The organism is Salipaludibacillus daqingensis (assembly GCF_029891575.1).
GTDB lineage: Bacteria > Bacillota > Bacilli > Bacillales > Salisediminibacteriaceae > Salipaludibacillus > Salipaludibacillus daqingensis.
Genome location: NZ_JARZHF010000001.1, coordinates 686,886 through 709,271 on the forward strand (window position 1 = coordinate 686,886; position 22,386 = coordinate 709,271).

Annotated in this window: 23 protein-coding genes; 14 read left to right on the top strand and 9 right to left on the bottom strand. The window is 35.5% G+C overall.

Going from position 1 to position 22,386, the window contains the following annotated elements; all coding sequences use genetic code 11:
- Positions 1–97 precede the first annotated feature (97 nt).
- On the bottom strand, positions 98–994 hold the full coding sequence (locus tag QDN89_RS03535) for an NAD-dependent epimerase/dehydratase family protein (RefSeq protein ID WP_280768692.1): 897 nt from the start codon (positions 992–994) through the stop codon (positions 98–100).
- Between the two features lie 262 nt (positions 995–1,256).
- Between QDN89_RS03535 and QDN89_RS03540 the strand changes: the two genes are divergently transcribed.
- From QDN89_RS03540 to treP, 8 genes are all read left to right on the top strand, one after another.
- The gene (locus tag QDN89_RS03540; protein WP_280768693.1) at positions 1,257–2,153 is read left to right on the top strand and encodes a substrate-binding domain-containing protein; all 897 of its coding nucleotides are present in this window, start codon (positions 1,257–1,259) and stop codon (positions 2,151–2,153) included.
- Positions 2,154–2,183: 30 nt separating this feature from the next.
- The gene (locus QDN89_RS03545; RefSeq protein WP_280768694.1) at positions 2,184–3,017 is read left to right on the top strand and encodes an ABC transporter substrate-binding protein; all 834 of its coding nucleotides are present in this window, start codon (positions 2,184–2,186) and stop codon (positions 3,015–3,017) included.
- Between the two features lie 16 nt (positions 3,018–3,033).
- Positions 3,034–3,732 carry an ABC transporter permease gene (locus QDN89_RS03550; RefSeq protein WP_280768695.1) on the top strand — a complete coding sequence of 233 codons (699 nt, stop codon included), beginning with the start codon at positions 3,034–3,036 and terminating at the stop codon, positions 3,730–3,732.
- The gene (locus QDN89_RS03555) at positions 3,729–4,490 is read left to right on the top strand and encodes an ATP-binding cassette domain-containing protein (RefSeq protein ID WP_280768696.1); all 762 of its coding nucleotides are present in this window, start codon (positions 3,729–3,731) and stop codon (positions 4,488–4,490) included. Before QDN89_RS03550 ends, QDN89_RS03555 begins: the two co-directional genes overlap by 4 nt.
- Positions 4,491–4,607: 117 nt before the next feature.
- Positions 4,608–5,009, top strand: a complete 402-nt coding sequence (locus QDN89_RS03560) for a GntR family transcriptional regulator (protein ID WP_280768697.1) — start codon at positions 4,608–4,610, stop codon at positions 5,007–5,009.
- Positions 4,999–5,880: an ABC transporter ATP-binding protein gene (locus QDN89_RS03565; protein WP_280768698.1), complete on the top strand. Its 882-nt coding sequence runs from the start codon at positions 4,999–5,001 to the stop codon at positions 5,878–5,880. Before QDN89_RS03560 ends, QDN89_RS03565 begins: the two co-directional genes overlap by 11 nt.
- Positions 5,870–6,880 (top strand): hypothetical protein, encoded by a 1,011-nt coding sequence (locus tag QDN89_RS03570; protein WP_280768699.1) that lies wholly within the window; start codon positions 5,870–5,872, stop codon positions 6,878–6,880. Before QDN89_RS03565 ends, QDN89_RS03570 begins: the two co-directional genes overlap by 11 nt.
- 206 nt (positions 6,881–7,086) lie before the next feature.
- Positions 7,087–8,508: a PTS system trehalose-specific EIIBC component gene (gene treP / locus QDN89_RS03575; protein ID WP_280768700.1), complete on the top strand. Its 1,422-nt coding sequence runs from the start codon at positions 7,087–7,089 to the stop codon at positions 8,506–8,508.
- 76 nt (positions 8,509–8,584) lie between these two features.
- On the opposite strand, the gene QDN89_RS03580 is transcribed toward treP, so the two are convergent.
- Together QDN89_RS03580 and QDN89_RS03585 are read right to left on the bottom strand one after the other, a co-directional pair.
- On the bottom strand, positions 8,585–9,496 hold the full coding sequence (locus QDN89_RS03580; RefSeq protein WP_280768819.1) for a pseudouridine-5'-phosphate glycosidase: 912 nt from the start codon (positions 9,494–9,496) through the stop codon (positions 8,585–8,587).
- A gap of 100 nt (positions 9,497–9,596) precedes the next feature.
- The gene (locus tag QDN89_RS03585; RefSeq protein ID WP_280768701.1) at positions 9,597–10,667 is read right to left on the bottom strand and encodes a carbohydrate kinase; all 1,071 of its coding nucleotides are present in this window, start codon (positions 10,665–10,667) and stop codon (positions 9,597–9,599) included.
- Positions 10,668–10,852: 185 nt separating this feature from the next.
- Here QDN89_RS03585 and QDN89_RS03590 point away from each other — a divergent pair, with 185 nt between their 5' ends.
- From QDN89_RS03590 to splB, 4 genes are all read left to right on the top strand, one after another.
- Positions 10,853–12,490: an ABC1 kinase family protein gene (locus QDN89_RS03590; protein WP_280768702.1), complete on the top strand. Its 1,638-nt coding sequence runs from the start codon at positions 10,853–10,855 to the stop codon at positions 12,488–12,490.
- Between the two features lie 23 nt (positions 12,491–12,513).
- Positions 12,514–12,852, top strand: a complete 339-nt coding sequence (locus tag QDN89_RS03595; RefSeq protein WP_280768703.1) for a phasin family protein — start codon at positions 12,514–12,516, stop codon at positions 12,850–12,852.
- A 167-nt stretch (positions 12,853–13,019) separates the two neighbouring features.
- Positions 13,020–13,298 carry a transcriptional regulator SplA domain-containing protein gene (locus tag QDN89_RS03600; protein WP_280768704.1) on the top strand — a complete coding sequence of 93 codons (279 nt, stop codon included), beginning with the start codon at positions 13,020–13,022 and terminating at the stop codon, positions 13,296–13,298.
- Entirely contained in the window at positions 13,295–14,323 is a 1,029-nt protein-coding gene (gene splB / locus QDN89_RS03605; protein WP_280768705.1) for a spore photoproduct lyase, read from the top strand. The genes QDN89_RS03600 and splB overlap by 4 nt, the downstream gene beginning before the upstream one ends.
- A gap of 90 nt (positions 14,324–14,413) precedes the next feature.
- On the opposite strand, the gene QDN89_RS03610 is transcribed toward splB, so the two are convergent.
- The 6 genes from QDN89_RS03610 to map all read right to left on the bottom strand — a co-directional run bounded on the left by QDN89_RS03610 (position 14,414) and on the right by map (position 20,214).
- Positions 14,414–14,734: a hypothetical protein gene (locus QDN89_RS03610; protein WP_280768706.1), complete on the bottom strand. Its 321-nt coding sequence runs from the start codon at positions 14,732–14,734 to the stop codon at positions 14,414–14,416.
- A gap of 97 nt (positions 14,735–14,831) precedes the next feature.
- Positions 14,832–16,742 carry a sensor domain-containing protein gene (locus tag QDN89_RS03615; RefSeq protein ID WP_280768707.1) on the bottom strand — a complete coding sequence of 637 codons (1,911 nt, stop codon included), beginning with the start codon at positions 16,740–16,742 and terminating at the stop codon, positions 14,832–14,834.
- A gap of 457 nt (positions 16,743–17,199) precedes the next feature.
- On the bottom strand, positions 17,200–18,057 hold the full coding sequence (locus QDN89_RS03620) for a GNAT family N-acetyltransferase (protein WP_280768708.1): 858 nt from the start codon (positions 18,055–18,057) through the stop codon (positions 17,200–17,202).
- A gap of 41 nt (positions 18,058–18,098) precedes the next feature.
- Complete coding sequence (locus tag QDN89_RS03625; RefSeq protein WP_280768709.1) at positions 18,099–18,557, bottom strand: GNAT family N-acetyltransferase; 459 nt, start codon at positions 18,555–18,557, stop codon at positions 18,099–18,101.
- A 316-nt stretch (positions 18,558–18,873) separates the two neighbouring features.
- Complete coding sequence (locus tag QDN89_RS03630; RefSeq protein ID WP_280768710.1) at positions 18,874–19,296, bottom strand: hypothetical protein; 423 nt, start codon at positions 19,294–19,296, stop codon at positions 18,874–18,876.
- A 147-nt stretch (positions 19,297–19,443) separates the two neighbouring features.
- Complete coding sequence (gene map, locus QDN89_RS03635; RefSeq protein ID WP_280768711.1) at positions 19,444–20,214, bottom strand: type I methionyl aminopeptidase; 771 nt, start codon at positions 20,212–20,214, stop codon at positions 19,444–19,446.
- A 384-nt stretch (positions 20,215–20,598) separates the two neighbouring features.
- Between map and QDN89_RS03640 the strand changes: the two genes are divergently transcribed.
- Positions 20,599–21,153 (top strand): GNAT family N-acetyltransferase, encoded by a 555-nt coding sequence (locus tag QDN89_RS03640; protein WP_280768712.1) that lies wholly within the window; start codon positions 20,599–20,601, stop codon positions 21,151–21,153.
- 154 nt (positions 21,154–21,307) lie between these two features.
- Entirely contained in the window at positions 21,308–22,372 is a 1,065-nt protein-coding gene (locus QDN89_RS03645) for a peptidoglycan-binding protein (protein WP_280768714.1), read from the top strand.
- The last annotated feature ends 14 nt before the right edge of the window (positions 22,373–22,386 follow it).

A 22,386-nucleotide genomic window follows, 5' to 3' on the forward strand; every position in this document is an offset into this window, starting at 1 on the left:
GAAAAAATAACTGTAAAGATACCCTATTTCTAGTTCTTACATATGTGAACTTCACCACTCAAATGCTGTTAAGGTCAAAAAAACAAGAAAACCCATATTATATGGATTTTCTTGTTTCTTCTGCTACAATATCTTTAATTAGTTGTTCAAACCAATCTGAAAGGTTCCTAAAATGATACCCATTTGCTTCTGCCGCTGAAACATCTTGAAAGATAGATACTGGGAAATTAATCGGTGACGACTCCTCTTTCGAATGAGCAGCAGTAACATTCGCTTTTTTACCTGAAGCTTGTTCTATTAAATGAATCATTTTTTCAAGGCTAATTTGATCAGGTGATGAAGCATTTACTGGACCTGTAAATTGTTGAAAACCTGTCCAAAATAAAAATTCTGCTAAATCTTCTGAATCAACAAAAGATACTCTCGCTTCTGGATGATCAAGGCCAATTTTCTCTTCGTTCAATACTTTCCTGACATGATAATGGAGCCTTTCTGTATAATCATCCAATCCGAAAACAACAGGTGGTCTGGGAGCAACGACTGAAAAAGGTGCTTTTTGAAAGAAAACTGCTTCAGCTAAACGTTTCCCTTCTCCATAATCAAACTGTTCTTTTCTACCCAATTTCACTTCATAGTTATAAGGGTCAAAATCTTTTTCGATTTTTTCCGCATTTCCATTAAATTCGTAAACGGATAAGGTAGATGTAAACACGTACCTTTCTACTCTGCCAGCAAAAATTTCACATGCATCAACAGCATCATCAGGAGAGAAGCAAATTTGATCATAGATGACATCCCATTCGCCATCCTGAAAAGTTCTTTCCATCGAACCACGATCAAAACGATCTACGGTTAAGTGATGTACTTGCTCGCCAAATGGATGAGGTGTTTCACCTCGAGTTGCCACTGTTACTTCGTCCCCGTTTTTCAATAACTTCTGAACAAGCCTTTTACCGAAAAACTTCGTTCCACCCAAAACTAGTATTTTTCTCATATTGCACTCAATCCTCCAGTTTATTCGCTTATCTCTATTAATTGTGAATTCTGACATTTCCTATTGATCTATTTTAGTATACATTTGTGAAAATGAACAGCAATAACTGAATACCTATTCACATTTCCACATTCGAAGCCTGTTAAAGAAAAATACTGAACTCAATGTAACTTAATAAAACTTAACAAAACTAAATAAAACGTGGCGAACAGACCTCAATTATGAGAAAATATAGGTACTTAAACATGGAAGGTGTTGACATATGAATAAAATATACACACCTGAAGAAGTGGCACAATTACTGCAAATCTCAAAACATACGGTTTATGAATTAATTAAACGTAAAGAATTAAACGCATTTAAAGTCGGTAATAAAATGCGAATTGAAGAAATTCAACTAGAACATTACAAAAAACGTCACTCAACGATACAAAAACAAGAAATATATGCTCCTAATAGAAAAGCCATACGGCTGCACGGAAGTCACGACATTCTTTTAGAGAAAATTTGTCAAATTGTCAATCATGAGAATTCACTCTCTATTCAGCCATCTTTTATCGGAAGTTTAGAAGGATGTATGTCTTTATATCGTGAAGAATGTGATATTGCTGCCGTTCATTTATATGACCAAGCAAGAAAACAATACAACGTCCCAATTGTAGAGCAATTTTTCCCTGATGACAAAGTGACCGTTGTTCACTTAACGGAACGAAACCAAGGTTTTATTACGAAAAAAGGCAACCCAAAAAAGATCTTCCTTTGGGAAGACCTGCTAAGAGAAGATATCACTTTTGTAAATCGGCAACCTGGCTCTGGAACTAGACAACTGATCGATCAGCAATTAAAAGACCAAAACATATCTTCATCACTGATAGACGGGTATGAAAACATTGAATGGACGCATTACGCTGCAGCGAATCAACTCATGAGTGAGCAAGCTGACGTAACGATTGGAATTGAACCAATAGCTCATATTTTAGGTCTCTCCTTTGAACCTATTTCTAAAGAATCGTTTGACCTTATTTTTAAATGGACAGACTCAAATAAACAAGCTTTAACATCTTTATTAGAAGTCCTCCAATCGGATTCTTTGAAAAATTCAGTTAAAAACTTATCCGGTTATGATGTATCGAATATAGGGAAAATCATGCAAACGTGATGATCCACTTTATTGAAAAAGGTGATGGAGATGAGGCTTACACTTTTAAGCATCCTTCTAACAATGATGCTCGTTTTCTTTTCTAGCTGCGAAAAGGAACAATCTTCCAAACGAAATGACCAATTACTTGTTGCGACAACAACAAGTACATACGACAGCGGTCTACTAGACGTTCTTATCCCGATTTTTCAAGACGAAACAGGTATTCATGTAAAAGTGATCGCAGTAGGTTCTGGCCAAGCATTGAATTTAGCACAAAAAGGCGAAGTAGATGCTCTACTCGTTCATGCACCTGAACAAGAAGAAGTCATGGAAAAACAAGGAATACTTATTAATCGTCATAGAGTGATGCATAATGATTTTGTCCTCTTAGGGCCCGAAGATGATCCAATCGGTATGAAAGGGTTAACTATAGAAGACGCCTTTACTTCCATTCAAAAACATGAACTACCTTTTTACTCTAGGGGTGATGATTCTGGTACCCACATGAAAGAAATCGCTTTATGGAAGGACGCCAACGTCGAACCAACCTTTTCTACCTATCAAGAGACAGGGCAAGGGATGGGAGAAACGTTACGAATTGCCGCTGAAAAAAACGGCTACAGCTTAACCGACCGCGGAACTTTTCTTTTTTTACAAGACAGCTTGCAGCCGTTATCTATTCTTGTTGAAGGAGATGAAACATTAGAAAACATTTATCATATCATGCAAGTTAATCCAACGAATGATAGCCAAATCAACGCCAGTGCTGCAAAAGCATTTGTGACATTTTTTTTAGATAAAGATGTACAAGAATTGATTGGTTCTTATGGAACAGAAAAATGGGGAGAACCGTTATTTTCCCCACATTTAGTAGAAGAATAGTGATGGGGTGTCTTAAATGGAAATCGTATGGACTGGTTTGATAGAAGCTTTTCAAATGATCATTTCTGGAAATCAAGAAATCTTTCAAATTACATGGTTAACCATTCAAGTATGTCTTCTGTCTACGTTTATAAGTACCATTATCGGTGTCCCACTTGGTATGACATTTACATTCACCTCTTTTCGTGGCAGGAAGTTATTGATTCTCCTTAGTCATGCTGGCATGGGTCTTCCACCTGTTGTTGCAGGCTTATGGGTAACTATTTTTCTATGGAGATCCGGTCCTCTTGGTGAATTGCAATGGTTATTCACCCCTTATGCGATTGTAATTGCTCAAATTGTCGTCTCATTACCCATCATTATTTCTCTTTCCTACTCCGCTTTCAAAAAAATAGATGAAGGGACGAGACTTCAAATAAAAGCTTTAGCTCCAACAAAAATGCAACATATTTTATTATTATTCAAACAAGCTCAATTTGGGATTTGGGCAGCTATTATGGCTGGTTTAGGCAGAGTTTTAGCTGAGGTTGGTGCAGCGATGATGGTGGGTGGGAACTTAAAAGGAGAGACTAGAATTCTCACAACTGCCATGGTCATGGAAGTATCTCGAGGAAATTTTGAAATTGCCATTGCTCTTTCATTTATTCTAATGACTATCGCCTTGATCCTCACGTTCATATTACTCAAGTTTCAACAGCGGGATGTGACTGTATGACAAACTTTCTAGAATACCGTAAGTTTATCTGTGAAAAATCCAACGAAACAATTGTCAGACTTGATCATCTTTCATTAAATGAAGGGGATGTTATTGGAATCATGGGAGAAAATGGTGCCGGTAAATCAACACTATTAAAAGCATTAAGTTTATTAGAACCCCCTCATCAAGGTGAGATGATTTATAAAGGGAAACCTGTTAATATTGACAACGCTCCATTACATATGAGGCGGGAATGGGCTTGTGTTTTTCAACACGATTACAGATTTGTTGGTTCAGTTTATGACAATGTAGAAATTGGATTAAAGCTGAGGAAAATGAGTAAAACAGAACGCCATAAAAAAGTATACTCGTGGCTTGAACGATTTCACATTGCTCACCTTGCGACCAAAAAAGCACACCTTTTATCTGGTGGCGAAGCTCAAAGGATGAATTTGGCAAGAGCATTTGTCTTAGAACCTAGACTTTTATTCTTAGATGAACCTTTTTCAGCTTTGGATTTCCCAACAAAAATGGTGTTACTTGAAGAGCTCCAAAAAATCTTGCAGGATACAAAAACGACGACATTTCTTATTAGCCACGATTTAATAGAAGTTGAACACTTAGCATCGCATCTTCTTTATATTCATAAAGGGACTGCTGCTGATCAGGGAAAAATTGAAAGAGTTTTCCAGTCACCGTCCTCTCATTTACTGTCCTTTCTTACTCCTTGGCTAAAAGCACGCCAAATCAATTCTCTTAAATCATTTCATTCATAACTAGGAAAAGCTCATACCTTATGGGCTTTTTTATATTGACAAAATTCGAATATCCAATTAAACTCTACGTGTACTAATACATATGATACACATAATTTTAAGCCAAAAAAGGCGGTGATGATTTTGTATTTTCAAATTAACCCTAAAAATAATACACCACTATATGAACAATTAATTCACCAGGTGAAAGAAATGTATGCAAAAGGCCTCCTTAAACCAAATGAAAAGCTACCTTCTGTTCGAGAATTATCTTCACAAATGGTTATTAACCCTAATACAGTAAGCAAAGCTTATCAAGAATTAGAGCGCCAAGGGGTTATTACAACCGTGAGAGGAAAAGGTACATTTGTTTCAGAAGAACTTATCCAATCACATACCCCACAACAAGAAGAGAATTTGAAACAAAGTTTTAAACAAGTCATCATCGATAGTTATTATGCAGGTTTTTCAAAACAAGAGCTTCTTCGTTGGTTTAATGACGTTTATGAAGAAATGGAGGGAGAAAACGATGAAAGTTAATCATATATCTAAATTCATTCACGGCCAACGAATCTTATCTGATATCGACTTTCACGTGAAAACTGGTAATATTGTCGGAATTATTGGACGTAATGGTGCAGGAAAAACGACACTATTACGAACGATGGTCGGAATCCTAGACCCCTCCAAAGGTGATATTACAATCGATGAACAGAGTATTTTTCTCTATCCAAAGCTTAAAGAGCAAGTTATCTTTGTTCCTGATTCTTCCGAAGCAATGAAAAATTATAGTACAAAAGAAATGCTTACGTTATATAAAAGTATCTACCCTCAATTTGATGAACATTATTTCTATGATTTAATGGATAGATTTTCATTAAAAGCTATAAATAAAATTGGAAATTACTCTAAAGGAATGAAGGCACTCTTTTCACTCGTTGTTGCTTTTTCAACAAAAGCGAAATACATCCTTCTTGATGAACCAACGGATGGACTAGATGTTATCGTAAAAAAACAAGTTCTTAAGATTCTCGTCGAAGAAGTTTCTACAAATGATGTAGCTGTTATTATCTCTTCTCATCGACTAGATGAACTAGAATTTATGGCCAACGATATTATTATGATTAAAGATGGAAAAGTAGACAGTCATTATGAATTAGACGAAATGAAAGAAATGTACAAAAAAGTTCAAATTGTCTTTGATGGTGATGGGATCATACCTGAATTTTTGAGTAAGCACGTGGACATCCTTCATCAAACGGGTCGAGTGTATACAATCCTCATGGATAAAAATAATCTTGAAATTCAGAAAAAGATAACAGAAATCTCACCTCTTCTCTTTGAAGAACTCGCTTTATCATTAGAAGACTTATTCGTAGCCAAATTAGGTGGTGATGAAGATGTTTTATAAAGCTCTATGGTATCAGAATTATAAACAAACGCGTATTATTATTTGGATGATTCTCGCACTGTTTATTCTACATTTACCTTTCCAATCGATATTGTCTCTAGAAAGATGGAAAGAACAAGAACACCAAGCGCAGCAAGTAGAGGACTATACATACGAAATACAAGCTTGGGAAGTTCTAGAAATATTCTCTCAAGGAACACTCCCGATACTTTTATCTTTAGGTATCATTGCTTTAGCCTGTCTTTTGATCGGTTTAGAACGAAATACTAGAAGAAATGACTTTACATTCTCTTTACCATTTAAAAGACAAGACTTATTTTTAGCTAAGTGGTGTTATGGAACTGCGGCTATCACACTTTTTCATATCGTCAATTTCTTTGTGGCATACGTTATTATTTATCAATCTGAATATCGCTTTGCCCTAGAACTTGCAAATTGGATTGAAATTTTTTGGGGACCTCTTTTAGGGTTTATCATGTTTTTTACATTTACACTCTTAATCGGAGCTATTTCCGGAGAAATGATTTCTCAAGTCATATTAACGTTTCTGATTGGTATTTTTCCTTTAGGAATATTTTTCTTAATGCAAGAACTGATTAATGTTCATTTTCGAATTTTCATTAGTTCACCAACATGGTTGGAGTTTTTAACTCCTTTTATGTATGTGATGAATCACCCTTCTCTTGCATCAACAATAGTATTTCCAATAATTTTAACTGGTCTATTTCTTTGGCTAGGAGTTCATTTATATCAAAAAAACAAAATTGAACACAATGGTGAATTTCTAATATTTAAAGTACTAAACCCTATCTTTTTAATCATTATTACTATCTGTTTATCTTTACTAGGCGGAATGATTGTTTCGTCACTTGCTCCTTGGAACGCTGATTTATTAAGAATCATTTCTTATTGGATAGGATTTACTACATTTCTTTTATTTTCATTACTACTTACAAATAGACTCTTATCCATGAATATCACTTTTCGAGGGAAAGCATAATTTGATAACCTTTCTAAAACAAAAAGAAAGTCACCTTGCTTTATATGACAAAGCTTAGGGTGACTTTCTTTACTGTTGGCTTATTCATAGAAATAATTTCTAAAATAAAACGGTTGCAAAACTTGTATATACAAATTATAATGAAACTATCAACAGGAACTTGTATATACAATTTTATGTAAACGATTTATTTAGGAGGTTCTACTATGAAAAAATACGAACAGCAAGTTCGTGACATTCTTGAAGCAATTGGTGGCGAAGAAAATGTCAATAAAGCCACTCATTGTGTTACCCGACTTCGACTAGCCTTGAAAGATGAGTCCAAAGTAGATACCGATAAGCTGGAAGCGATCGATATTGTAAAAGGTTCTTTTTCTACGAACGGGCAATTTCAAATTATCATTGGTCAAGGCACTGTCGATCAAGTTTATCGTGAATTGATTGCCATGACAGATATCGGCGAATCGTCCAAACAAGATGTGAAAGATGCCGGGTCGGAAAAATTAAATCCGTTTCAAAAAGGTATTAAAACATTAGCCGATATTTTCATTCCAATTCTACCTGCTATCGTTACGGCTGGTTTACTGCTAGGTCTAAATAATATCCTTGCTGGAGAAGGAATCTTTTTTGATGAGCAGTCTCTCATCCAAGTTTATCCTCAGTGGGCTGATTTAGCTGAAATGATTAACATTATTGCAAGTGCTGCGTTCGCCTTTTTGCCAGCATTAATTGGTTGGTCTGCAGTTAGGCGATTTGGAGGTAGTGATATACTCGGGATCGTTCTAGGTTTAATCATGGTTCACCCTGATTTATTAAACGCTTGGGCTTATGCTGATGCATCATCAGCAGGTGAAGTACCTGTATGGAATTTATTCGGTTTTGAAGTAGAGGCAATTGGTTACCAAGGACAAGTATTACCTGTATTATTTGCTTCCTATATCTTATCTAAAATTGAATTAGCTTTACGTAAACGAGTACCAGAATCGATTCAATTACTAGTTGTCGCACCTGTCGCCCTTCTAGTCACTGGTTTTATTACATTTATCGTCATTGGACCGATTACTTTTGCTTTAGGGAACGGTATCACTGGTTTATTTGTTTGGTTATTTGACGTACTTCCTGCTCTTGGCGGTTTGGTTTACGGTATTTTATATGCTCCACTCGTCGTAACCGGAATGCACCATGCTTTCTTAGCTGTTGATATACAACTTACCGCTCCAGCAGATGGAGGTACATTCTTGTGGCCAATCCTTGCATTGTCTAATATTGCTCAAGGATCTGCCGCTTTAGCAATGATTTTTGTTACGAAAAACGAAAATTTAAAAGGTTTGTCAGGTACATCGGCCATATCCGCTTATTTAGGAATTACGGAACCTGCCATGTTTGGGGTAAATATACGTTATAAATTCCCTTTCATCTGTGCTATTATCGGTTCAGCTATTGCCGGAACATTTATCTCCATTAATCATGTTCTTGCAAATGCAGTCGGTGTTGGTGGATTACCTGCTTTCTTATCCATCTTCCCACAAGATTGGGCACCATTTTTCATCGGAATGTTCATAAGTATCGTTGTTCCATTCGTACTAACATTCCTTTATGGAAAATTTGTTCTAAAAACAGAAATCTAAAAATAGCGCTAATCCCTAAAAAACCAAGAAGAAGTCTTCTACGAGACGTTCTTCTTGGTTTTTAACTTTTACGATATTATCTGTTTTTAAATGCTACAGCAATTTCTGCACCAACTCGAGCATTATTCTCTACAAGAGCTATGTTTGTTTTCAATGTCGCACCTTCACTCATCATCTTTAATCGGTCTAAAAGAAACGGTGTTGTCTCTTTCCCATTAATATTTTGTTTTTTTGCTTCAGCAAGGGCTGCGTCAATGATCGCATCAATCGTTGATTTGTCCATCTCATCATTCAAAGGTACAGGATTACCAATCACTACGCCTCCTTGAAGATTCAAATCCCACTTCACTTTCAACATTTCTGCAACTTCTTCAGCAGAGTGGGCATGTACATCTACACCAAAACCACTTTCCCTCGTATAAAAAGCTGGAAATTGATTTGTTTCATAACCTACAACAGGAACCCCTTGTGTTTCCAAATACTCCAACGTTAATCCGATATCCAATATAGATTTTGCTCCTGCACAAACGACCGCTACATTCGTTTTAGCTAACTCTTGCAAGTCAGCAGAAACATCCATCGTTTCTGTCGCTCCTCTATGGACTCCACCGATACCTCCTGTCACAAACACTTCAATATTTGCTAATTCGGCACAAATCATAGTCGCGGCTACCGTTGTTGCCCCCATTTTTTTCATAGCTAAAACAGCAGGTAAATCTCTTCGACTTACTTTAACAACGTCCATTTCTTGCGCTAAAGAGATAAGCTCTTCATTCGTTAAGCCTACTTTTATTTTTCCACCTATAATTGCAATTGTAGCTGGAACGGCTCCTCTTGCTCGAATGATCTCTTCTACTTTTGTTGCCGTTTCAACATTTTGTGGGTAAGGCATACCGTGAGATATTATTGTTGACTCAAGTGCTACAATAGGCTTGTTCGCTTCCTTTGCTGCTTGTACCTCCGGTGAAAACTCAATATATTGTGAAATATTCATATTATTATTTCTTCCTCCTAATGATATTTAATGCGATACTATCGACATGCTATAATGACAGAGAATTATGTTTTATGTTTTATGTTTTGATTCTTTACAAATCAAAAACCGTTTCATCTAAGTTTTTAGCAACAGAATCGTTTGTTTCTAATGTGAATTTAGCTAAACATAATCCATGCTTGCAAGCTTCTAAGACCGTTTTTTCATGAAAGGTAGCGTAAAAAAAACCAGCTGCAAAAGCATCTCCAGCTCCTGTTACATCCTTTACCTTAGCAGGCACTGCTTCTATAAAACCTTCTTCCACTTTGGTTACGTAATAAACGCCTTTTTTTCCTAACGTAACGATTATATTTTTCACCCCATGCTTTTTCAACTCCAACATCTTCTCTTTAACATCTAAAGCTGAATTTATCGAAAATCTTTCTACTAAGGCATCAAGTTCATCATTATTAAGAATCAAATAATCCACATTTGATAAATTCTCAGGTAATCGGTTTATTTTTTTCGCAGAAACAGGTACTACAGCTAATAGTTGTTCCTTTCTTTTATTTTGAATGATTTCTTGCAGTACATTTTCCGGAAAATTCGTATCCAATATTAAGATGCTTGCCGTTCGAATATGACTAGCCACTTTATTTAAATCGTCTAGGGTAATCGAATCATAAATATCCATATCTGCTAATGCAAACATCATCTCATTTTCAGCATCAAGTACTGCTGTATAGCTACCCGTTCGTTCACCATGTTTTTGCAAAGATGCAGAACGATCAATCATCGAAGAACCCAACCACATTTTCTCACTTTCTTGATCATACCCGGTAGCTGTAAATAATGAAGTAGAAACATGAAGGCGCGACAAATTTTCAGCAACATTTCTTGCGACTCCTCCTACAGATTCCGTCACATAAACTGGATTAGAATCTCTCCATTTGAAATCTTGATCCAACTTTGCTTTACGATCAATGTTGGCTCCACCTACGCATAGTATTTTTTTACCTTCATTTAGAACATATGCTCGACCAACAATATCTCCACTTCTCGTTAGTGATGAAATATATCCTGCAATGGCTGATCGTGAAATGTTAAGCCTCTCAGAAAGTTCTAGTTGAGTAATATAAGGATTATTACGTATAAGTTCATAAATCATTTGCTCCTTTGCATTCATTAAAATTTCTCCTTTACCATTTATCGTTCACCTCTGCCTTTATTTTAAACAAATGTTTATTTAACTGTCAAATGTTTATAGGGGAAATAGTGACATATATTTATAATGAAACGGGTATAAGAGATAATAGGTTTTTTTATTCGTCTCCATTACATAGAGGGCGACTGATCGACAGGAGGATCACTGTGAAAAATTTCTCACTATATAGGATTATTATAATCGTAGCTATGTTTATAAAAATTGTATTCCAACTGTATATTTTTAATAAACGAAATAAAACATGGACGGCTGATACGCAAGAAAAATGGGAACAATTATTAAAAAAACAAGCAGCAGAGTATCGAGAAAAAGCAATTAAGTTAGAAGGCTTAATGATTAAAGTTGGTCAGTTTTTAAGTACTCGAGCAGATATTATGCCAGAGGTATTTCTAAAAGAACTGGCTGATCTCATTGACCAAGTACCTCCTGTTCCCACTCATATTTCAAAAAAAATATTGGAGGAAGAATGGGGACAAGGGCTTGAAAATTATTTAGCTGAAATTGGTGATAGACCTGTTGCTTCTGCATCAATAGGTGAAGTTTTCAAAGGGAAACTTCATAACGGACAAGAGGTAGCTATTAAAATACAACGACATAATATTGATAAAATCATCCGTACTGACTTCAAAGCACTGCGTATCGTATTATGGATCACCCGTGTTTTCACTAAATTTGGTAAAGAAACGGATACAAAAGCTCTTTATAAAGAAGTAGTTTCGATTATTGGTAATGAGTTAAATTATCATAAGGAACTGAAAAATGGCCAGTATTTTCAAAAAAGGTTTCATGACAGTGAAGACTACTATATTCCACAATTTTATGAAGAATACAGCACGAGAAGAGTCCTTGTTATGGAATGGATGGATGGTCGTAAAGTAACGGATTTGTCTTTCTTAAAACAACATAATATAGATAGAAAAGATACATCTCGCCGAGTATTCCAGTTCTTTGTCGATCAACTATTCGATTATGGAATGTTCCATGCCGATCCTCATCAAGGGAATATTTTAGTAACAAAAGAAGGTATGATTGTTATACTCGATTTCGGTATGGTTGGTGAAATTTCACGAGAAGAATCTGCGAAAATAAGAAAAATGATCCAAGGTCTTGTTTTGGATGATTACCAATTAGCAATTGATCAACTGCAAGAACTTGGTTTTCTGTTACCACATGCAAATAAATTTAAGCTCGCTACTTTATTAAAAACATATATTAATATGTACCTTGAGCAAGGGATTAAAGAGTTGGATCAAGAAACTGTCGAAGAAATATTTCTAGATTTGCAAGAAATTGTCCGTGAACAACCTATTCAATTACCTGCTGAGTTTGCCTTTTTAGGACGAGCGGCATCAATTGGTGTAGGTGTCCTTACAATCATTGATCCTGATATAGATTTCATGGAATTAGGAAAACCAGTTGTCATGACTTGGCTTGAAGAAAATGATGAAGACCAAGGTAGTCTTCAAATGCAAGTTTTAAAAGATTCTGTGAAACCTTTGCTGTCCATTCCTCGTAATATAAATGAATGGCTAGAATCTCCAACTTACCAAAGGAGGTCTGAGGAAAGACGGCAATGGCGTTCATTTGATCACCAACGATACATGCTTTTAATGATTGGATCTTCAATATCCTTTTTGTTTATGTTATCCTTTTTACTAATATCTGTATTAATTGATCATTCTTTGCTACAAATGATCACAATAGTATTGACGATTGTCTCATTTATCTTTAGCTTAGTAACCTTCCTACTTCATAAACGGTGGGTGAATAATTATAGAAAATAAAACCATTTAGGAGGTTTTTTATTATGGCGAATTTATTAAAAACAGGTTTCTTGTTAGGATTAGGTGCTGCTGTTTCCAGTAAAGAAAGAGTTGATAAGTATGTGGATGACCTTCTTGCTAAAGGAAAGGTTACCCCAAAAGAGGCGGATGAATTGTATCAATCTCTTCTAAAAAAAGGAGAGGAAACGGAAGAACAATGGAATAGTCGCACAAAAGAAAAAATGCGTTCTGTCATGGAAGATTTGAATATTGTTTCTAGAGATGAGTTCATTGGATTAAAAGAGAAAGTGGAAATTCTCGAAAAAAAGATAATAGAACTCGAAACAGTAAAGCCTGAACAGAAAAATGATGAACAAGAATAGTACAAAAAGTATTAAAACGACAGCTTTATTGCTGTCGTTTTTTTATATGTAGAAATAATTTACCAAGGATAAATAAAGACGATACTTATCATGATAAAAATAATGAAATATACAAAAGTACCATAAGAATCGAATTTAATACGAATAACAAAAGGAGCAGATTAATCATGAAAAATAATGAATATCATTCTGGGGATCATGTTTATGTCATTCAACGCAACCCCCACACACAATCTGTTGCACATATCCAAGGAGCCAATATCGTTGAAAATCCATATCACCCTGGTGAACTCTCTCTCTTCTTTATGGATGAATATTATCCTTTAACGGACGATTTCGCAATTTACTCAAGCTATGATGAGGCAGAAGAAGAATATAATCACTCTTTTTATGATCAAAATGAGAACGACACCAGTAATCCTATTCAAGAGGGTTACGATTTATGATAGAGCCTTTCGTTCCTCAACTCGTCTATATAGAACCAGGAGCGCTCGAGTATCCGTTAGGAAAACAACTGAAAATAAAATTTGAAAAAATGGGTATTGAAATAAGAAAAACAACTTCTCATAATCAAGTAAGAAATATTCCAGGAAAAAACGATTTACAGAAATATCGAAATGCAAAATCTACACTTGTAGTTGGTATCAGAAAGACACTGAAATTTGATACATCTAAACCATCAGCTGAATATGCTATTCCACTAGCTACTGGTTGCATGGGTCACTGTCAATATTGTTATCTACAAACAACAATGGGCAGTAAACCTTATATTCGCACGTATGTAAATGTCGAAGAAATTCTTTCAGCTGCCGAAATGTATATGAAAGAAAGAGCCCCAGATGAAACAAGGTTTGAAGCTGCCTGCACATCTGATATCGTTGGAATCGATCATTTAACACATTCATTAAAAAAAGCCATTGAGTATTTCGGAAAATCAGATTATGGAAAACTACGTTTTGTAACAAAATATCATCACGTTGACCACTTGTTAGATGCTGCTCACCAAGGAAAAACGAGATTTCGTTTTAGCATCAATGCAGATTATGTCATTCGTAACTTTGAACATGGGACATCTCCACTCATTGAAAGAATTAAAGCAGCAGTCAAAGTAGCTGAAGCAGGATATCCTCTCGGGTTTATTGTCGCACCAATTTACTTACACGAAGGATGGGAAGAAGGATATTTACAAATGTTCCAATTGCTTGACGAACATTTACCGAAACACATTCGAAATGATCTGACCTTCGAATTGATCCAACACCGATTTACCAAACCAGCTAAACGGGTGATACAAAAAAATTATCCGATGACAAAGCTAGAGTTGAATGAAGAAAAAAGAAAGTACAAATGGGGGAAATACGGAATAGGAAAGTATGTTTATCAAAAAAACGAACAAGACGATATCCAACAGCACTTACACAATTATCAGCAACAATACTTCCCTGAATCCACGATAGAGTACTTTACATGAAGCAAGGTTTTACGAAGCATTTTGGGGAACTTTCATTTATATCTAAAAACAGGCTCCCCCTTTCATTTAAGTGAGGTAGCCTGCTTTTCTTTATTTTCTAGCTTTCTGATGACTTTTTTTACTGTGTTTTTCTTGCTCTGCTTCTTGTTTAATTTCTGCTAAGTGTACTTGATACCAAATAAATCCCCAATATGCCCCTATTGCAAGGAAAACCAATAAGTAAAGACCACTTCTTAGTAATTCTCCTTGTGTGAGAAAAAGGGTGAAATCAAAGCGAAAAGAGATAATAAATGTCACAACCATATACAACAACCAGAGTTTTATAGCAAAATGATAAAGCCCCTCTTTTATTATAAACTCTTTTCTACCTTCATCTACTCGGGCTCTCATCCGTTCTTTTCGTTTAGACAATCTAATTTTCCTCCTAAATAACAAAACTCCACTTAATCGATTATTATACTCTAGCTCGTATTTTACATGAAATATTTAAAAGCATCTAGACTAGTTTTTAGGAGATCAGAATCGGGTCTTGCATAATGATAGGAATATCATTCCCATCTACTGGCTTACTGATTATAAATCCTTGAATCCCATCACATTCATGTCGCTTCAAGAAAGGTATGACATCCTTGTTTTCTATACCTTCTGCAATAACATACATCCCTAACTTCCTAGTTAAATGAATAATTGTTTCAACGATAGCGGTATTTACTTTATTCACAGGGATATCATTCATAAAGGAACGATCTATTTTCACAAAATCAGCTGGAATTATTTTCAAATAATTCAGCGAAGAATATCCTGTTCCAAAATCATCTAAAGCAATTCTACAACCTAATTTCTTCAGGCCATTAATCGTATCAAGGCTCGTTTCAATATGATACATTAATACTGTTTCTGTAATTTCAAATTCTATTTTCTTCGGTGTAACATTAAATTTTTCGATTAACAAACTTACTTCCTCAACGAACGTACTTTTTCTTATTTGATTTGCTGATAAATTTATCGACATTTCCAGATCAAGACCGTCATTTTCCCATTTTTTTAATTGAGCAAATGATTCTTGAATGATCCATTCACCTAAAGGGATAATATACCCCGTTTCTTCTGCAATAGGAATAAAATCTAACGGTGGAATTCGCCCTTTCTTTGGATGGTTCCAACGAATCAGAGCTTCAACAGCTACAATCTTATCTTTTTTTAAGTCGTACCTTGGTTGATACTGCAAATAAAACTCTTGATTTTGCAAACCTCTTTTCAAATCATGTTCTAGCTTAAATGAGTCTATTGTCTGATGGCGTTCCTTGAGATAAAATTCGATACTATTCCCTGCTTCTTCTTTCGCTAAATACATTGCTATATCAGCATGCTGGAAAAGAGTGTGAAGATCCCTTGAGTCCTCAGGAAAAATCGAAATTCCTATACTTACATCAACTACAATGTGCTGTCCGTCTAAAAAATATGGTTTACTTAGCTCTTTATTCGTAAATTCTAATACTTCATGTAATTTTGCAAATGATGTCATATTACCATATAGAATGCTGAATTCATCTGCGCCATTACGATACACGCTAATTTGCATTTTTTCAGATAAAAGTTTTAGTCTTTTTCCAACTTGTTTCAACAATTCGTCTCCAATATGATGCCCAAAAGTATCATTTACCGTTTTAAAACGGTTAAGATCTATAACAATCAACGCCACTTTTGTATCATTTTTCTCTGCGGTCATGAGAAGATGTTCTGCGTCTTTTGTTAAACTAAAACGATTGCGTAGCCCTGTCATGAAATCATATTGTACTAAGTATTCTAAGTCCTCTTCGTGTTTTTTTCGTTGATTTATATTTAAAAAGAACACTGACGCCCCTACGTCCGTTGGAAAAACCCTCACATCAAACCATGATGATTGTGCCTTATAATACTCTTCAAAATATTGGTTTTGATGATTTTGTTTTGCGTCCAACAACGCTGGAAAGAGTTTTGTTTTCTTTCCTTCTGGGAATTCCTCCCAAAGATTTTTCCCAATTAAATTTCCTTCTTTTCTCCCTAACATTTTCGTTGCCTCATTATTCACATACGTTAAACGAAAATCTCCGTCTATCGAAAAAAAAGCATCAGTGAAACTTTCAAGAATTTTTCTCGAATTAATCAGTGTGTCTATCCTACGCTTTTTCTCATCAAGTAACTTATCATGAATCTGTTCATTTTTATTAAAATAATATCTTATTAATGCAAATAATAAAATAGACGTCACAATAACATAACCAATACCTTTTGTCGTTTGTATTAAAATAGCTGTACTAGAATTCCCAAATAATGAAGCAACTAATCTATCCGAAAAAGTTATCCACAAGACTCCCAAAGCAAGGTACAGTATCGTGATTTTTAATGCCGCTTGGTTAATTGTAAACAATGATGACATTCATTTACACTTCCTTTTTTTTGAGATTTGTGTCCGTAAAAGAAGTTTCACTATGCGAAACCTGGAAAAGCATGGCGAAAATAGACACAAATTATGTCAATATTGATTCTAAATATTCAGTCTTATTATACTATTTTTTTTACATTTTGTAACGTGTATCACAATTAAATAGTTTAAATGAAGGATATCTTTAACATTTTTGTTGATACAGAGAGTTTTTTCATAGTACTTCGTCAGATATATCCCACCCTCTCCCCGAACGAACCGCTAGTCTTCAGAAAAGAGCATGAACTTCAACAATAAGGTTCGAATCGCTTCGACGTAGGCAACGAATAGAATGTAATTGAAAAAAACAACTGTCTCAAAAACCATTCTAAATTTAAAACGAGTCAGGATATATTCACCTGACTCGTTTTTCTATACCATTTCCCATTTATACTTTTAGAACATAATCTTATTATTTATACTTAAATTGATATTCCACTGCGTCCCCTACAGGTTCATAGCCAATTTTCATGTAAATTGAGTTTGATGTAGGATTTTTTGCATTTGTATTTAAACTGCAAAATTTAAACCCTTCATTCAACATTCTTTCGCTTAATGCACCGACACATGTTGTTGCATACCCTTTTCGTTGATACTCTTCAGGAGTGTAAACGAAATTTACTACAACTCCATTTTTTAATTCTCTCGCTCTTTTCGCCATTGAAACTGGTGTGCAATTTTCATCTCTCCAAAGAAACACTTGGTTGTTTCTTATTTCTTTAATGACTGTTTCTTCTAATAAAGGGTGTTCTTTCAAACCTAATGCCTCTTTTTCAAATTCCTCTGTCCACGACATAACCAATGCGATATCATCTTCTGTTGCATAAGTAAGTCTGCCCTGATTACGAGGGTATTTTTGCAAATGTTTCAGTTGATATATATTTTGGGTCAATTTCTCTTCTGCATATGCACCTGTCAACTTTGTCCATTCCTCTGCAAACGTTTTAGCAGTGTCTGTGCAACCAATCACTCCTGGAAGAGTCATCTCGTGAGCATGTATCCATTTCGCCGTTTCTTTCAGAGCATCTAAATGACCACAAATAATTAGATTTCTAGGTGGTGTTCTTACCGCAACAACTGTGACTTTGTCATTGTTATCTTGGCCTAGGATCATAACATTGTTTTTATTGATAGAACTCGAAGACGATTCATCTTTTGATAATTGCCTTAGCACTCCAAGAGGAAGGTTATGATTCGCTTCTTTTCGAATAAGAAAATCTTCTGCGATTTCAAGCATCTTTGAGGCCGAGTCAAAACGAGTAAAATACATGCTTATTCCTCCTCACACATATAGTCTAGAAACTTATATTACTAGACAATTGCCTTCTCCATTCTTACAAATAAATATTCTTCTCCATTTAATATATTGAGGGATCTGTTTACTGTTTGGAAGCCTTGCTTTTCAAATAATCGAATGGCCCTTTGATTAAATTCAGGTATATCCACTAGTAATTTTTTTGGCTCATACCATTCTATCGCTGTTTTAATTGCATACTCAGCAAACGAATACCCTTTACCTTTACCTACTAAATCAGGGTGAAGGCCTATATTAATTTCTACCTCATGTATATTCAATGGATCAAAGGTAAAATAACCGACCAAACCTTCGCCTTCATAAATAGCAGCATAGTGATTCCATTTGAATGGATTCAAAAATTCATCCAAATCATCTAAGTTGTTTTGAATATTATAAAATGAAAGATTGTCATTATATTCCCACTCAACTATTTCTAGTGCCGCCTCATTTGTCATCCATTTCCACTGAAACATGTAACTCCTCCTAATACAACTTAAACTCTTCGTTTATTATTTTACAATGTATTTAAATATGATCTACATTAATTATTACCGTATTAGAAAATGTAAAGACATTGTTTCTTTCTAATTTCATTATACATCGATCTGCTCATAGCTTCATCCATTAATTACTATTTGAACGTTAAAAAAACCCCCTCGAAATTTCTACAGGGGAACAAAGAATGTTTTAATCCATTTTTAAAGCATCACTTTTTTGCTTCTATAAAACGAAGACACTCTCAATTAGTAATTAAGAATGTCTTCGTTATTCCCTAGTGTTCGTTTATCATTATCGGCATTGAAAAGAACGAATTAGCCTAGTATCTAATCCCATATACACCCATCTAAACTGCCTTGGCCTCCATCTATACCCTGCTACAGACGTCCGTCCGATAAATGTAGGCCAAAACCAAAACCTACGACCATCATCTAAAATGACATACGTATAACGGTATAAACACCGTCTAAAGGCACCAGGATCGACGGCGAAAACTCCAACTTCTTGTTCCACGCCAAGCGGTGGTCTTCCTGGCGGGGGACCAGGAGGTGGACCATCTTGCCCAAAACCTGGAGGGCCAATGGGCGGACGTGGACCATATTGTTGGGGCCCCCCATATGGAGGTCCAAAACCAAACAATGAACCAATCGCTCCTAATCCTTGAGGAGTGGGTTGAGAAGGAAGTAACCAGCTTAATTGACGTTGATCTTGCACGATCTCCTCTCCTTTCTTTTTCTATTCTCTACATTCTATGTTCACTTAAAATCATGGTGCTTGCCTATTTATCTTCGAATTGTGAGACCTAAAAAAACTCTACTTAAAGCCATGTGCGCTTTAAGTAGAGTGAAACCCATCGCAAATTTACAAATCAATCATGCCTTCTTGATTTTGATCCGTTGTAATGATTGGGTTACCTTTTGTTACGACAAGTGTATGTTCATATTGTGTAGAAATAGTCTTATCTCTCGTTCTCGCAGTCCAACCATTATCATCCATTTTAGACTGCCAATCTCCAATATTTATCATTGGTTCTATTGTAATGACCATTCCCTCTTTCAACCGTTGCCCTTTTCCACCTTTTCCAAAGTGAGGAATATTTGGTTCTTCATGAATCGTCGGTCCAATACCGTGTCCAGCAAAATCTCTTACAATGCCATAACCGTAAGGCTCAATAAACGACTGAATCGCCGCTCCTATATCTCCCACACGATTCCCAGCAACAGCCTGCTCAATTCCTTTGTAAAGCGCTTCTTCCGTGACTCGATTTAATTGTTTAATTTCATCAGACACTTCGCCTACCTCGTATGTCCATGCCGAGTCTGCCAAACCACCGTTAAGATCAACAACAAAATCCATCGTCACAACGTCTCCTTCTTTTAATGGTTGATTTCGAGGAAAACCATGGCAAATTTCATCGTTTATAGATGCACAAGTGGCGTAAGCATAACCAAGATAGCCTTTTTGAGCAGGTTTTGCACCATGTTTCTTTAATGTTTTCTCAACAAATGCATCTAATTCAAGCGTTGTTACACCTGGTCTTACCATCGTTGCTAATTTACGGTGGATACTAGCAACCAATACTCCTGCTTCTTTCATTAATTCAATTTCTCGATCTGATTTTCTTTGAATCATTGCATATAAACTCCTTTATAAGTAAGTAATGGATTAAGATATGATTTTTTCTAGAAGCTTGTGATGATTATTTATTAAATTTCCAATGAGTAAACTTTGTAGCTATTCTCGATCTTTATTTTTAAAAGTAAAACTGTATCGCCTTTCATCATACCAATATACGGCTCTTTCATTCAACTTATTAGTCGTGGTTCGTTAAAACCTTAATTACAAAACGTGTAAACCTCTCCAACTAAATCGATTAATTTTGCATGGAAATTTAGAGCTAAGTTTTGTTGAATGATATCAGATTTCAGAACCTTTTCTTTAACCACCCCCCATTTTTCTTTGATCTCGTTTATAATCATATTAGATCGGTTAAATTTTGCAAGGAAGGTGAACGAAATGATCAAACTCATTCCATTTACAAGAGACCACTTTTCCTATTTAAAATATTGGCTTAACGATACATCACCTGCTTTTTTAATGAAATGGGGAGGAGTCACATTTCAATTCCCCTTAACAGATGAACAACTTCATTCATATATAACTAATGTTAACGAAAAAAATAATGAAGCCTTCCTTTTCACAGTTATTAAAAAAAATTCATGTCGACCGATTGGACACGTGGCATTAAGAAAAATTGACCATATACACCACTCCGCAAGAATTGGTAAACTTCTTATTGGAGAAGAACAAGATAAAAAGCAAGGGTTTACACCAATTATTCTTGATCAAATATTACATTTTGCATTTGAAACATTACAATTACATAGAATATCTCTTGGAGTTTTTGAGACGAATCCTCATGCCCACAAAATCTATCGTCGCTATGGATTTAAAGATGAAGGATTTTTTCGAGACTTCAGACTCGTCGATTCAGAGTATTGGGGAATGTACGAAATGAGTTTGTTACAAGATGAGTGGCAACAAAAGCAAGTAAACTGCTCGTTTGAATAATGTGAAAGTCTCTGAAAGATAACAAAACCATTTCGAATAATGACAATCTCTTTTCATAACATTAAATAACATCAAAAGGTATTGAACCTCCATGTCTAGGCTGATACGATTGGCATCGTTGAACTAGGAAACACAAAAAGGAGGTTTTCATATTATGAAAACAAACAAATCAAATCGATCGTTTCAACGATTCGGCGTCTCAGCTGTTGTAGTCGGTGCCATTTTATTTTCAGGCACACAAGTAGGTGCAGCAAGTAATGATAAAGAATTGGGAGACAAACTATTATATACTGGAAAAAATCACGATCATGTCATTGAACTCAAAGAATTGCTTGAAGACAATGACTTCCTTGAGAAAAAGGAAAGTCACGAGTGGAGCAATGAGTATAATGAATCAACAGCTAAAGCCGTACAAGAATTCCAAGAAAAATACGACTTGTTAGTAGACGGTCTTACGGGGATTCAAACAGCTGCAGCCCTTTCAGGACTTGAAAAAGGGGACGAAGGGGACCTTGTATTAGCCCTTCAAGAAGACCTTGCTGAGTTAGACTACTATGAGTATAACCTAGATGGAATATTTGGTCCTTTGACCGAAGAAGCATTGATTAATTATCAAAACGATGAAGACGTGGAAGATAATGAAGGTGTTGCTGGGCCATATACTTATTCAGCTTTAAAAGACATGACAAGCAGGTATAACCCTAACATTGAAGCACCACAATCAGAAGTAGCAACATCAAATCAAGAAAATGAATCAAGTAGTTCAAATGAACCTAGTTCTTCAAATGAATCTACAGAAGAAAATAACTCAAACGAACCTAGTTCTTCCAATGAATCTGCGGAATCTAGTTCTTCCAATGAATCAACGGAATCTAGCTCTTCAAATGAGTCAAACGAATCTAACAGCTCAAATAACGATGCTGAAACGACAATGAACTTAGAAGCAACTGCCTATACTGCAGATTGTGAAGGCTGTTCAGGTATCACTTATACAGGAATTGACCTTAGAAATGATCGAGACAAAAAAGTTGTTGCTGTTGATCCGAATGTTATTCCACTAGGATCAATTGTTGAAGTAGAAGGTTACGGACAAGCTGTTGCAGGAGACATCGGTGGTGCGATTAAAGGCAATCGAATTGACTTACACGTACCAACAAAAGATGAAGCTTTTGCATTCGGAAGACAAAATGTAGAAGTAACAATTATTGAAACACCATAACTAGTTCATAAAAC

Bases quoted from the DNA above. Each gene is read 5' to 3' on its own strand.
- QDN89_RS03615 (WP_280768707.1), bottom strand. From the start codon at position 16,742: ATGTCATCATTGTTTACAATTAACCAAGCGGCATTAAAAATCACGATA.
- QDN89_RS03560 (WP_280768697.1), top strand. From the start codon at position 4,608: ATGATTTTGTATTTTCAAATTAACCCTAAAAATAATACACCACTATAT.
- QDN89_RS03565 (WP_280768698.1), top strand. From the start codon at position 4,999: ATGAAAGTTAATCATATATCTAAATTCATTCACGGCCAACGAATCTTA.
- QDN89_RS03540 (WP_280768693.1), top strand. From the start codon at position 1,257: ATGAATAAAATATACACACCTGAAGAAGTGGCACAATTACTGCAAATC.
- QDN89_RS03545 (WP_280768694.1), top strand. From the start codon at position 2,184: ATGAGGCTTACACTTTTAAGCATCCTTCTAACAATGATGCTCGTTTTC.
- QDN89_RS03535 (WP_280768692.1), bottom strand. From the start codon at position 994: ATGAGAAAAATACTAGTTTTGGGTGGAACGAAGTTTTTCGGTAAAAGG.
- QDN89_RS03620 (WP_280768708.1), bottom strand. From the start codon at position 18,057: ATGTATTTTACTCGTTTTGACTCGGCCTCAAAGATGCTTGAAATCGCA.
- QDN89_RS03585 (WP_280768701.1), bottom strand. From the start codon at position 10,667: ATGAATGCAAAGGAGCAAATGATTTATGAACTTATACGTAATAATCCT.
- treP (WP_280768700.1), top strand. From the start codon at position 7,087: ATGAAAAAATACGAACAGCAAGTTCGTGACATTCTTGAAGCAATTGGT.
- QDN89_RS03625 (WP_280768709.1), bottom strand. From the start codon at position 18,557: ATGTTTCAGTGGAAATGGATGACAAATGAGGCGGCACTAGAAATAGTT.
- QDN89_RS03600 (WP_280768704.1), top strand. From the start codon at position 13,020: ATGAAAAATAATGAATATCATTCTGGGGATCATGTTTATGTCATTCAA.
- map (WP_280768711.1), bottom strand. From the start codon at position 20,214: ATGATTCAAAGAAAATCAGATCGAGAAATTGAATTAATGAAAGAAGCA.
- QDN89_RS03550 (WP_280768695.1), top strand. From the start codon at position 3,034: ATGGAAATCGTATGGACTGGTTTGATAGAAGCTTTTCAAATGATCATT.
- splB (WP_280768705.1), top strand. From the start codon at position 13,295: ATGATAGAGCCTTTCGTTCCTCAACTCGTCTATATAGAACCAGGAGCG.
- QDN89_RS03595 (WP_280768703.1), top strand. From the start codon at position 12,514: ATGGCGAATTTATTAAAAACAGGTTTCTTGTTAGGATTAGGTGCTGCT.
- QDN89_RS03555 (WP_280768696.1), top strand. From the start codon at position 3,729: ATGACAAACTTTCTAGAATACCGTAAGTTTATCTGTGAAAAATCCAAC.
- QDN89_RS03645 (WP_280768714.1), top strand. From the start codon at position 21,308: ATGAAAACAAACAAATCAAATCGATCGTTTCAACGATTCGGCGTCTCA.
- QDN89_RS03640 (WP_280768712.1), top strand. From the start codon at position 20,599: ATGATCAAACTCATTCCATTTACAAGAGACCACTTTTCCTATTTAAAA.
- QDN89_RS03570 (WP_280768699.1), top strand. From the start codon at position 5,870: ATGTTTTATAAAGCTCTATGGTATCAGAATTATAAACAAACGCGTATT.